Raw genomic sequence first — 12,163 nt, 5'->3', positions numbered from 1 at the left:
TACGAACGCGGTGACCCGCCGTTCACCACCCGGCACCCGCGGGAACGCGCCGTGACCCGGGCGTGACCCGCGGTGCGGGATCGGCCCGTCCGGAGGAATAATCCGGAACGAGGAGCCAGACACTACTGGCCGAACGACGGAAAGACCGCAACACTCCAACAGGGACGGTCGCGTATGCTGCACGCCCCGGCGGCGGTACGCCCGCCATCCGGGCCCCGGCGACCGCCTGTCATCTCCCGGAAAGGGCGGACGATGCGACGGTGGCTCCTGGCGCTGGCCGGCGCGGCGACGCTGCTCCTGGCGGGTTGCGTGCCCGGGCACCGGGCCGACGGCGACCTGACCGACGACTGGCCCGCGCTCCCGGAGGCCCGCGTCTTCGTCCCCGCCACCGACGCCTGCCTGCCCCGGATCACGCCGGTGGTGCCGGCCGGCAGCTACGAGACGGTCGACTGCGCGCGCAGCCACCTCGCCGAGGTGGTGCACGTCGGCACGTTCGCCGGGTCCGCCGCCACCGGCCCCCGCCCCGAGCCGGGCTCGCCCGCGCTGCGGGCCGCCCGCGCCGAGTGCGACCAGCGGGCCCGGGAGGTCATCGGCGGGGACTGGCACGCGGCCCGGCTCGCCCTGAACATCGCGCTGCCCACGACGGCCGCCTGGCTGGCCGGGGCCCGCTGGTACCGCTGCGACCTGGCCGAGACCGACAGCATCGACAACACCCGCCCGGTCAACCGGGTGGGCAGCCTGCGCGGCGCGCTGGTCGGCGACAACCCGCTGGCGCACCGCTGCTTCGACCCGAAGCTGATCGGCGAGAACCTCAACTACATGGCCCCGGTGCTCTGCACCGAGCCGCACCGGGCCGAGTTCGTCGGCGTCTTCGTGGAGCGGGACATGAGCTGGGCCGACTTCCTGCGCGCCGCCCCGCAGGTGCACCGCCGCTGCATGGCGCTCATCGCCACCTTCGCCGAGGTGCCCGACAACGCCGACCTGCCGTACCGGGCCGGCTCGATCTTCTATCCGCCGTCGCAGCGGGAGTGGACGGAGGGCGACCGGGGGGTGCGCTGCTTCCTGTGGAGCGACGACCGCAGGCTCAACCGGTCGATGCGCGGCGCCGGCCCGGAGGGACTACCGGTCATCTGAGCGTCCGTGCCGTATGCTGCACCGCCGTGACGGTCGGCCGTTCCGGCGCGCGGCAGAGGCCCGGGCCGGGGCCGGCGCGCGGTGCGGGTCCGCGGGACCACGACGACGGGGAGGTCGGTGCGATGCGGCGATGGTGGACGGCGATCGCGGCGGGTGCCGCGGCGGCGCTGGCGCTGACCGGGTGCGGCGCGCCGGGCGGGGTGGACCGCGACCTGGCCGACGACTGGCCCGCGCTGCCGAAGGCCGCCGCGTTCCTGCCGGACGCGGGGACCTGCCACGTCACCATCCAGGACGTCGGGTACCTCAGCGGCTACAACCCGGTCGACTGCACCGCCTCGCACCGGGCGGAGACGCTGTACGTGGGCACGCTGACCGGCCCGGACGCCGAGCGGTCCACGCCGCCGCGCGCCGGCTCGGCCGGGATGCGCACCGCCCGCGCCCAGTGCGACACCCAGGTGAGCAAGGCCGTCGGCGCGGACTGGCGGTCCGGGCGCCTGGCGGTCGGTGTGGTCTTCCCGTCGGCCCTGGCGTGGGGCGGCGGCGCACGCTGGTTCCGGTGCGACGCCTCGGAGGTGACCAGCCTCGACGACGGCAGCGTCACGTCGCGTACCGCCAGCCTGCGGGGCGCGCTCGCCGCGGGCTCCCCGCTGGCCTTCGGCTGCTTCAACCCGAAGCTGGTCAAGGACGACATCCAACAGATGCGCCCGGTCGCCTGCACGGCGAAGCACCACGCCGAGTTCGTCGGGGTCTACCAGTTCCCCGACATCTCGTACGCCGAGTTCAAGCGCACCTCGCTGCGCGCGCACAAGGCCTGCCGGGGTCTGATCGCCAAGTACGTCAAGGTGCCGAACAACGGCGACCTGCAGTACCGGGCCGGCACGATCATCTACCACCCCTTCGAGGCGGAGTGGCGCAACGGCGAGCGGGGCGTGCAGTGCTTCCTCTGGCTGTCCGACCGGACGCTGACCCGCTCGCTGCGGGGCGCCGGCAGCAAGGGCCTGCCGGTCCGGTGAGCGGGGCGGGCACCAGGCCCGCCCCGCCGGAGCGCGCCTAGCCGACCTGCACCGTCACGTCGTCGATGACGAAGCTGGTCTGCAGGGACGCGTCCTCGACCCCGGTCCACTTCAAGGTGACCGTCTGCCCGGCGTACCCGGCCAGGTTCACGGTGCGCTGCTGGTAGCCGCTGGCGGCGTTGAGGTTCGAGTACGTCGCCACGGTGGTGCCGCCGACCTGGACGGTCAGCTTGTCGTACGCGGTCGACGTGGTGGTCTCCGCGGTGTCGATGTGCAGCCAGAAGGCGAGGCTGTAGCTGGCGCAGCCGGCCGGGAGGCTCACCGTCTGGGCGAGGCTGTCGGTGTGCGAGCTGCCGTAGCCGTCCAGCCAGGCCTTGTACGACCCGGTCCGGGCCGCCTGGCCGGAGTCGCTCGTGATCACGCCCGAGGTCGCCGTCCACGGTGAGCTGCCGGACTCGAAGCCGCCGTTGACGATGAGCTGACCGCCGGCGCAGCCGCCGGTGCCGGTCACGGTGAGGGTGTAGCCGGCGGTGCGGGTGACCGACCCGGTGCCGGTCACGGTGATGGTGAAGGTGCCGGTGGTGGCGCTCGACGAGGCGCTCACCGTCATGGTGGCTGAGCCGCCGGAGGTGACCGACGACGGGCTGAAGCTCACCGTGACCCCGCTCGGGGCGCCGCTGGCGGACAGGCTCACGGTCTGGGCGCTGCCGCTCGTGGTGGCGGTGCTGACGGTGGCCGTGGTGGAGCCGCCCCGGGCCAGGCTGCCGGAGGTCGGGCTCACCGCCACGGAGAAGTCGTTGGTCGGGGTGCCGCCGACGGCCGTGTTCCAGATCGTGTAGGCGACGCCGTCGGCGCTGCGGTTCAGGATGGTCGCGTTGACGTTGGCGGTGGTGTCGCAGGAGCGGTGGTAGCAGCCGTCGTACGCCGCCCCGGCGGTGCCGCCCCACTTGCTGGCCTGCGCGGACGTCTTGGTGTAGCTGGCACCCGCGGCGTAGCCGGAGGTCTGGATGCCGGCGTTGGCGAACGAGTAGTCGTCGCTACGGCCGGCGCCCTCGGTGTTCTCCTCCGGTTGGAGGTTCAACGAGTCCCAGTACGCCTTCAGCGGCGCGGCCGTGGCCGAGGTGATCCGGTTGATGAAGTAGCCGCCGTTGGGCGAGCCCACCATGTCGAAGTTGTAGTACGCCTTGAGGTATCCCCGCTGGGTCGAGCTGAGCTGGCCGACGTAGTACTTCGAGCCCTGCAGGCCCTGCTCCTCGCCGTTCCACCAGGCGAACCGGACCCGCTTGGACATGGTCGGGCGCTGGCTGGCCAGCACCAGGGCGTTCTCCAGCAGGGTGGCCGAGCCGGAGCCGTTGTCGTTGATGCCCGGCCCGGCGGAGACGCTGTCCAGGTGCGCGCCGAACATGACGACCTGGTCGGCCGGGCCCTGCGGCCATTCGGCGATCAGGTTGCTGCCGGGATAGGTGCAGCTGGTGCAGGTCTGCTCGGTGACCGTGTAGCCGGCGGCCTGGAGCTTCGACTTCACGTACGCCACCGAGGCGGTGTAACCGGCCGAGCCGGCCCGCCGGGTGCCGCCGTTGTTGCTGGCGATGGTGTTGAGCTGGGTGAGGTGGGCCTGGACGTTGGTCACCGAGATGTCCGGCGCGGCGGCGGCGAGCGGGGCGGCGACGCTCACCGGCGCGGGCGCGGCGGAGGCGGCGGTGGCGGTCACCGTCGCCGTCATGGCGGCGAAGAGGGCGAGCGCGAGGCCGGCGGCGGGCGTGCTGCGTCTCATGGAGACTCCTCGTGGGGGTCGGCGGGACGTGCTGGCGGGGGGTGGCGCGACCGGTGGTCTCCGGTGGGAGAGCCCCGGGGCCGGCGGGGAACCGGTGATCGGAACAGTTACATGTATCGATCTAAGAGTCAACGGGGTGTCACATGGTGCGCGGAGCGAGGTTCCGTGCGATGGGGGTCGAGGCGGCCGAGGCGCGGCACATTCCGGCACATCCGCCCGGCGCCCCACTCCCCCGCGACGACCAGCCGTTCAGCCCACCGTTCGCGCCCCCGACAGCCCCGGGCGGGCCGTGCCGGAACCCGCCCGAAGCCGTCGGGACGCGCGTCGACCCAAGTCGGGCTCAGCCCCGGCGCAGCACCGCCAGGAACATCGCGTCGGTGCCGTGCCGCTGCGGCCACAGCTGCACGGTCGGCCCGTCGCCCAGGCCGGGCATGCCGGCCGGCAGCAGCGGCCGGGCGTCGACGAAGTCGACCGGGAAGCCGCACCGCCGGGCCGCCTCGGTCACCGTCACGTGGGTCTCCACGGTGTGCGGCGAGCAGGTCACGTACGCGACCAGGCCGCCCGGCCGGACCGCCCGCAGCGCGGCGGTGAGCAGCTCCCGCTGCAACCGGGTCAGCGGCGGCAGGTCGGCCGGCTGCCGCCGCCAGCGGGACTCCGGCCGGCGGCGCAGCGAGCCGAGCCCGGTGCACGGCGCGTCGACCAGCACCCGGTCGAAGTGCCCCTCGGGCAGCTTCGGGTCGGCGCCGACCGTGCGCCCGTCGGTGTGCACCACGGTGACCGGCAGCCCCCGGGTGGCCTGGGCGACCAGCCGGGCCCGGTGCTCGGCCACCTCGACGGCGGTGAGCCGGGCGCCGCGCTCCGCGGCCAGCGCGCCGAGCAGGCCGGCCTTGCCGCCCGGACCGGCGCAGAGGTCGAGCCAGCGGCCGTCCGCCCCGTCCAGCGGGGCCACCGCGAGGGCGTTCGCCACCAGCTGGGAGCCCTCGTCCTGGACGTGCGCGCGCCCGTCGGCCACCGCCGCCAGCTCACCCGGCGCGCCGCCGGAGAGATAGACCGCGTACGGCGAGAAGGCACCCGGAGCGCCGCCGACCTCGTCGGCCAGCGCCACCGGGTCGGCCCGCCCGGGGCGGGCGCACAGGTGCACCGGCGGGCGCTCGTTGTCCTCAATGAGCAGGCGGGCGGTCTCGCGCAGGTCGCCGCCGAGCGCCTCGGCGAAGGCCCGGACGATCCACTGTGGGTGGCTGTACGCCAGTGCCAGGTGCCCGATCGGGTCGGTCTCCTCGGCCGGGGCGAGCTTCGCCACCCAGCCGTCGGCGTCCCGGCCGGCCACCTCACGGAGCACCGCGTTGGCGAAGCCGGTGGCGCCGGGACCCACCGACCGGACCAGGTCCACGGTGGACGAGACGGCCGCGTGCGCCGGCACCCGGGTGTGCAGGAGCTGGTAGGACCCGAGCCGCAGCGCGTCCCGCACCGGCGGGTCGATGCGCGCCACGTCCCGGCCGGCCGCGTCGGTGATGATCGCGTCCAGGGTGCCGGTGTGCCGCAGCGTGCCGTAGGTCAGCTCGGTGGCGAAGGCGGCGTCCCGGCCGCTCAGCCCCTCCTCGCGCAGCAGCGCCGGCAGCACGAGGTTGGCGTACGCGTCGTCCCGGTGCACCGCCGCGATCGCCTGGTACGCGACCTGCCGGGGCAGGTCCACCACCGGCCGGACCGGCCGGCGGGGCCCGCCGCGCCGGTCCGCGCCGAAGCGCCCCTCGCGCGGCGGCCCGTCGCCCCGGCGCCCGCCGCGCTCGGCCCCGCCACGGTCGCGGGACCGGTCGCCGCCGGCGAACCGCCCGGCGTCGCCCGCGCGGTCCCCGCGCGGCCCGTCCCCGGCGGAACCCTCGCCGCGTGGGCCGTTCCCGGCGGAACGCTCGCCGCGTGGGCCGTCCCCGGCGGAACGCTCGCCGCGCGGCACGGACGGGCCGGTCACGCGAACACCTCGCCCGCCGCGACCCGGGCGCCGCGCGCCCAGTCGCTGGCCGACATGGGCTTCTTGCCGGCCGCCCGCACCTCGCCGAGCCGGACCGGGGTGGTGGCCGTGCCGGCCAACACCCGGGACTTCTCGACCAGCAGCTCGCCGGGCTTCAGCTCGGGGCCGTCGGGCACCGGGGTGACCGGGCCGAGCTTCACCCGGTCGTCCCGGAAGGTGGTCCACGGGCCGGGGGCCGGGGTGCAGGCGCGGATCCGCCGGTCGACCGCGAACGCCGGGTCGGTCCAGCGCACCCGGGCGTCCTCGACGGTCAGCTTCGGCGCCAGGGAGATCCCGTCGGCGGGCTGCGGCTCGGCCCGGGCGGTGCCGGCGGCGAGCGCGTCGAGCACCGCCACGAGCAGGCCGGCACCGGCGTGGGCGAGCCGCTCCAGCAGGTCGCCGGAGGTGTCGGTGGGGCGGACCTCGTCGGTCACCGTGCCGTACACCGGGCCGGTGTCCAGCCCCTCCTCCAGCTGGAAGACGCTGGCCCCGGTCAGCTCGTCGCCGTGCAGCACGGCGTGCTGGACGGGGGCCGCGCCCCGCCACGCGGGCAGCAGCGAGAAGTGCAGGTTGATCCAGCCGTGCCGGGGGATCTCCAGCGCCACCGGCGGGACCAGGGCGCCGTACGCGACCACCGGCACGCAGTCGGGTGCCAGCTCGCGGAGCCGGTCGAGGAACTCCGGCTCACGCGGGCGGGCCGGGGTGAGCACCTCCACGCCGTGCGCGTCGGCCCACGCGCCGACGGGCGAGCGGACCAGGCCGCGGCCCCGGCCGGCAGGCGCGTCGGGACGGGTCACCACGGCCAGCAACTCGTGGCCGGCCGCGGCGATGGCGTCCAGGGCGGGCACGGCGACGGCCGGGGTGCCGGCGAAGACCAGGCGCATCCGGCTCACCGCCCCAGGCCGAACGGGTTGCCGGCGGCGTGCGGGCTGAGCTTGACCGTGGGCGGCGCGGCCGGGTCGTACCACTCGGCCTGCCGGATCGCCTTCATGGCCTCCTTGCGGCCGGCCGGGTCGAGCCGGTCCACGAAGAGCACCCCGTCGAGGTGGTCGGTCTCGTGCTGCACGCAGCGGGCCATCAGGCCGGTGCCGACGATCTGCAGCGGGTCGCCGTAGCCGTTGAAGCCCTTGGCGATGACGTTCTGCCGGCGCTTGGTGTCGAAATAGAGCCCGGGGATGGACAGGCAGCCCTCCGGGCCGTCCTGCTCCTCCTCGTCGGGAAACTCCAGCACCGGGTTGACCAGGTGACCGAGGACGTCGTCCACGTCGAAGGTGAACACCCGCAGGCCCACCCCGAGCTGCGGCGCGGCCAGCCCGGCGCCGCTCTGCTCGCGCATCGTGTCGGTCAGGTCGGCGATCAGCTTGCGCAGCTCGGCGTCGAAGTCGACCACCGGGTCGGCCGGCGTGCGCAGCACCGGATCGCCGAACAGACGGATGGGCTGGACGGTCACGCGGGGTGGCTCCTTAACTGGGACGAGTGGTGCCGTCCCAGTCTACGGAGTCGCTCCCGCCGCCCCGGCCGGCGTACCGCGATCGGCGCCCGCCCCGGTCGGGGCACCGCGATCGGCGCCCGCCCCGGCCGGCGTGCCGCGACCGGCCGGGCCGCCGACCGTGACCGGCAGGGTGGCGTACCCGCGCAGGGTGAGCCGGACCCGCCGCTCGGGCGTCCCGGCCAGGGCCAGCCCGGGCAGCCGGCGCAGCAGCAGCGGGAAGGCCACCTGGGCCTCCAGGCGGGCCAGCGCCGCGCCCAGGCAGTAGTGCGGGCCGGCGCCGAAGGAGAGCGGGTGCGGCTGCGGGCGCCACGGGTCGAAGCGCGCCGGCTCCGGGTAGCGGCGCGGATCCCGGTTCGCCGCGCCGAGCATCACGATGAGCCAGCTCGCGGCCGGCAGGTCGAGCCCGCCGTGCCGGCTCGGCGCGGTGCTCATCCGGGAGGTGAGCTGCACCGGGGAGTCGTAACGCAGCAACTCCTCCACGTAGGCGGGGGCGAACTCGGGGTGCGTGCGCAGCGCCGCCGCCTCCCGCGGGTGGTCCAGGAGCGCGACCAGGCCGTTGCCGAGCAGGTTGGTGGTGGTCTCGAAGCCGGCCACCAGCAGCACGATCAGGTTGGCCAGCAGCTCGTCGGCGCTGAGCCGGGCGCCGTCGGCGCCGGCCCGCGTCCGGTCCGCCGCGGCCGGATCCGGGCCGTCGTGCGCCTGCACGAGCGCGGAGGTCAGGTCGTCGCCGGGGGCGCGCCGGCGGACCCGGACCAGCTCGGTGAAGTAGTCGCGCAGCTCGACGGCGCCCCGGTCGGCGACGGCCAGCTCCTCCGGGGTGATCTCCGGCTCGAGGACGCCGGTGAGGTCGGCGGCCCAGCGCCGGAACAGCGGCCGGTCGGCCGCCGGCACCCCGAGCAGCGCGCAGATCACCCCGACCGGCAGCGGGTAGGCGAAGTCCGCCATGAAGTCCACCGGGGCGCCGTCGCGGCCGGCGGCCAGCATGCCGTCGACCAGCTCGTCGGCCTGCGCCTCGATCACGTCGCGCATCGCGTTGATCCGGCGCGGGGTGAAGGCGCCCGCCGCCAGCCGGCGCATCCGGCTGTGGTCGGGCGGGTTGGTACGCAGCATCGACCGGGAGATCGACAGCACCGCCGGGCTCTCCCGCCAGCCGGGCATGAACTGGTCGCGCAGGTCGTCGTCCATCACCCCGAAGCGGCCGTCGCGCAGGATCTCATCGGCCTCCGCGTACCCGGTCACCAGGTAGAACACCGGGCCGGCCTGGACCACCGGCCCGTGCGCGCGCAGCTGCTCGTAGGTCGGGTATGGGTCGACCCGCCCGGCCGGGGACATCAGCAGCGCGAGGGCGTCGGCAGGATCCACGGTGGGCCTCCCAGGCATCGGAGACCTTCATCATGCCCCGGCGCGCCGGATCCGGCGATCCCCCGCCGGCGCTCAGGCGCCGGCGCCCGGCTCCCCGGCCAGCACCGCGTCCCCGCCGAGCAGCGCGTGCTCGGGCAGCGGCAGCTGGATGCCGTGCGCGGCCTCCCAGTCGTGGATCAGGCTGGGCCGGGCCTGGGCGGTGAAGTAGTCGACCGCGCCCAGCCCGCCGACGACCGGCTCGTCCACCTCGGCGACCAGCCGGGCCGGGACCATCGGGAAGCCGCTGCGCAGCGCGGCGCTGAGCCGGCGGTGCCCGTCGACCACGAAGAAGTACTCCCCGGTGTAGCCGATGGTCAGCGGCTCCAGCGCCTCGTCGCCGGCCTCGGCCACGTCGCCGACGTACTCCGAGTCCCACAGGCCGCGCAGGGTGGCGATCTCCTCGGTGGGGTAGATCCGGCCCGGGTCGAGCAGCAGCAGCGGGTGCCCGTCGCGGAGCACGTCGGCACCGAGCCGCCCCTCGTAGACGTCGATGACGTGCTGGATCACCTGCTCCGGGGTGGCCCGGGTGGTGTCGCAGATCAGGTCGTAGTTGCGCAGCCGGGCCTTGTCGACGCCGTACCGGACGATGAACCGGCCGCGCTCGCTCTCGCTGCGCTCGCGCAGCTTGGCCCTGGCCTCGTCCAGCGAGGTGTAGCTCTCGGCCGGGCCGGACGGGCGGGCCAGCACCCGGCGGGCCGCCTCGGTCGGCTCGGTGATCATGTGCACCTTGAGCGCGTCGGTGAAGAAGTGCCAGGCCAGCCGGGAGTCCATCACCAGGCGCTCGCCGGAGGCGGCGATGTCCCGCTGGAGCTGGTCGACGTACCCGTCGACGGCCTGATCCAGCTCGGCGTGCAGGTTGAGCTGCAGGGCGGTCATCTGCCGCTCCTGGGCCATCTGCCGGTAGAGGTCGCCGACGCTGACCCGGCGCATGTTCAACCGCTTGGCGATCTCCACCGAGACGGTGCTCTTGCCGCTGCCGAGGTCACCGTTGAAAACGATCGATTGACGAACGGTCACGACTGGTCCATTCCTGATCACCGGCTGGTTGACATCATCGATTTCGCGTCCGCCCCGACGCCCCGTCGCTCCGTACGCCCCGGCATGACGGGCGATGCTATCACGCGGTTGTTACCCATTTGCCGCCCGAGGTGTGCGACAAACCGCTGCTCACGAGCGTTCATGACGGGCCGCGTGCGGCAGCACACGCGCCAGGTCTGGGCTCAGAACAGGGTCAGCGGGTCGACCTGGAGCCGGACCGGGTCGGCGGCCTTGCGGGCGCTGCGCTGCCCGGCGGCGGTGTGCAGCGCGCCGGCGAGCGCGCCCGCCCGGGCCCGGGGCACCCGGACCAGCATCCGCTCCCGCCCCTCCTCGGCCGGCACCGGGCCGAGCACCTCGGCGCCGTCCGGCAGCCGGACCCCGGCCAGCAGGTCCGCCACCGCGGCGGGCGGGCCGGTGAGGCTGGCCATCCGCACCGCCGGCGGGAAGCCCAGCTCCCGCCGCTCGGCCAGCTCACGGGCCGCGAACCAGGGCGCGTCCCAGCGCAGCAGCGCCTGCACCGGGGCCAGGGCCCCGTCGGCGACCACCACCACCCGGCCCCCCGCCGGCCCCGGCCGGGCCAGCGCCGCCGCCGCCAGCCAGCGCCGCAGCGCCTCCTCCCCCGCCCGCAGGTCGGCCCGGGTGAGCAGGGCCCACGAGTCGAGCAGCAGCACCGCGCCGTACCCGCCGCCGGCGACCGGCTCGGCGCCCGGGGTGGCGATCACCAGGCCGGCGCCGCCGGGCACCGTGGCGAGCACCTCCTCCCGGCCCGAGGTCCGCACCGGCACGCCGGGGAAGGCCCGGCCCAGCTCCTCGGCGGTACGCCGGGCGCCGGTCACCGCGGCCCGCAGCCGCCGCCCGCCGCACTCCGGGCAGGTGTACGCGGCGGCGACCCGCCCGCACCAGCGGCAGGCCGGCGCGCCGTCGGCGGCGGGCAGGGCGAGCGGGCCCGCGCAGTGCGGGCAGCGGGCCGGGGTACGACAGTCCGCGCAGGCCACCGAGGGCAGGTAGCCGCGGCGGGGCACCTGCACCAGCACCGGCAGGTCGGCGCGGAGCGCGTCCCGGGCGGCGGTCCAGGCCAGGCTGGGCAGCCGCGCGGACGCGGCGCCCGGGTCGCGGGCCAGCTGCGGGTCGTCCCCGGTCGGCGTGATGGCCGGCACCCGGGCGCGCAGGGTGGTCCGGTCGGCCACCACGGCACGGGCCCAGCCGGTCTCGGTCAGCAACTGCGCCTCGGCGGTACGGGCGTACCCGCCGACCAGGGCGGCCACGTCGGCGAGCTGGGCCCGGGTGAGCAGCACCTCCCGGGCGTGCGGGTACGGCGCCCGGGGCTCGGCGTGCAGGTCGTCGCCGTCGTCCCAGATGGCGACCAGGCCGAGCCGGTCGACCGGGGCGAACATGGCCGCCCGGGTGCCGACGACCACCGGCACGTCCCCCCGCAGGGCGGCCAGGAAGGCCCGGTACCGGCGGGCCGGACCGAGCGCGGCGGAGAGGCAGACGTGCCGCCCCGGGCCGAGGACGCCGGTGAGCGCCGCGTCGAGGCGGTCCAGGTCGCGGGCGTCGGCCACCACCACCAGCGCGCCCCGGCCGCCGGCCACCGTGGCGGCCACCGCGTCGGCGTAGCGGGCCGCCCAGTCCTCGCCGGGCAGCGCCGACCAGACGGCGCGGGGAGCCCGGCCCGTGCTGAGCGCGCGCAGGAACGCCGGCCCGGCCGGGTAGTCCCGCCAGCCGCGCGGATCGACCTCGCCCGGCGCGGCCGGATCGGCCGGCCGCGCACCGGGGTCCGTCGTCGGCGCGTCTGCGCCGAGGGCGGTCGGGCTGGCGGTCGTCGGCGCGGTCGGGTCGGCGGTCGGCAGCGCAGCGGCGGTCGGGTCGGCGGTCGGCAGCGCAGCGGCGGTCGGCTCGGCCGGGCCGGCGTCGGTCGGTGCGGCCGGGTCCGGGGTGGGAGCGGCGGCCGTGATCAGGTCCTTCTCGACCCGGGCGTGCCGGGGCGGGACGGCGAGCCGGAGCACGTCGGCGAGGTTGCCGGCGTACCGGTCGGCGACCGCCCGGGCCAGCCGGGCCACCTCCGGCGCCAGCACCGGGACCGGGGAGACCACCTTCTCCAGGTACGCCAGCCGGGGGTGGTCGGACGCGGCCACCCGCTCCAGCAGCCAGCCGTCGACGAGCTGGCCGGCGAAGCGCACCTTCACCCGCACCCCGGGCCGGGCCGCCGCGTCCAGCTCGGCGGGGACCAGGTAGTCGAAGGGGCGGTCGAGGTGGGCCAGGGGCAGGTCCACGCAGACACGAGCGACCGGCGACCCGTCAGCGGG

Annotated in this window: 9 protein-coding genes; 2 read left to right on the top strand and 7 right to left on the bottom strand. The window is 76.0% G+C overall.

The annotated features are described in order from the left end of the window. The first annotated feature begins 252 nt into the window (after positions 1-252). Positions 253-1,134, top strand: coding sequence for a septum formation family protein (locus ACIBPB_RS19235; RefSeq protein ID WP_396840912.1), 882 nt, complete (start codon positions 253-255; stop codon positions 1,132-1,134). 122 nt (positions 1,135-1,256) lie between these two features. Next, a complete protein-coding gene (locus tag ACIBPB_RS19230; protein WP_396840911.1) occupies positions 1,257-2,147 on the top strand; it encodes a septum formation family protein in 891 nt (296 codons plus the stop codon). 37 nt (positions 2,148-2,184) lie between these two features. Here ACIBPB_RS19230 and ACIBPB_RS19225 read toward each other — a convergent pair whose 3' ends face one another. The 7 genes from ACIBPB_RS19225 to ACIBPB_RS19195 form a co-directional block, all read right to left on the bottom strand. Further along, the gene (locus tag ACIBPB_RS19225; protein ID WP_396840910.1) at positions 2,185-3,921 is read right to left on the bottom strand and encodes a M28 family peptidase; all 1,737 of its coding nucleotides are present in this window, start codon (positions 3,919-3,921) and stop codon (positions 2,185-2,187) included. Between the two features lie 340 nt (positions 3,922-4,261). Further along, positions 4,262-5,887: an RsmB/NOP family class I SAM-dependent RNA methyltransferase gene (locus ACIBPB_RS19220; protein WP_396840909.1), complete on the bottom strand. Its 1,626-nt coding sequence runs from the start codon at positions 5,885-5,887 to the stop codon at positions 4,262-4,264. Next, complete coding sequence (fmt, locus tag ACIBPB_RS19215; protein WP_396840977.1) at positions 5,884-6,810, bottom strand: methionyl-tRNA formyltransferase; 927 nt, start codon at positions 6,808-6,810, stop codon at positions 5,884-5,886. Before fmt ends, ACIBPB_RS19220 begins: the two co-directional genes overlap by 4 nt. 5 nt (positions 6,811-6,815) lie before the next feature. After that, the gene (gene def / locus ACIBPB_RS19210; RefSeq protein WP_046564652.1) at positions 6,816-7,376 is read right to left on the bottom strand and encodes a peptide deformylase; all 561 of its coding nucleotides are present in this window, start codon (positions 7,374-7,376) and stop codon (positions 6,816-6,818) included. Positions 7,377-7,418: 42 nt separating this feature from the next. Next, positions 7,419-8,798: a cytochrome P450 gene (locus tag ACIBPB_RS19205; protein ID WP_396840908.1), complete on the bottom strand. Its 1,380-nt coding sequence runs from the start codon at positions 8,796-8,798 to the stop codon at positions 7,419-7,421. 54 nt (positions 8,799-8,852) lie between these two features. Beyond that, complete coding sequence (locus tag ACIBPB_RS19200; RefSeq protein ID WP_396840907.1) at positions 8,853-9,836, bottom strand: AAA family ATPase; 984 nt, start codon at positions 9,834-9,836, stop codon at positions 8,853-8,855. A 203-nt stretch (positions 9,837-10,039) separates the two neighbouring features. Continuing rightward, positions 10,040-12,130 carry a primosome assembly protein PriA gene (locus ACIBPB_RS19195; protein ID WP_396840906.1) on the bottom strand — a complete coding sequence of 697 codons (2,091 nt, stop codon included), beginning with the start codon at positions 12,128-12,130 and terminating at the stop codon, positions 10,040-10,042. Between the last annotated feature and the right edge of the window lie 33 nt (positions 12,131-12,163).

Source organism: Micromonospora sp. NPDC049836, from assembly GCF_044465125.1.
Taxonomy (GTDB): domain Bacteria; phylum Actinomycetota; class Actinomycetes; order Mycobacteriales; family Micromonosporaceae; genus Micromonospora.
Note: the sequence above shows the minus strand (reverse complement) of the source record. Positions and strands in the feature narration are given on the sequence as shown.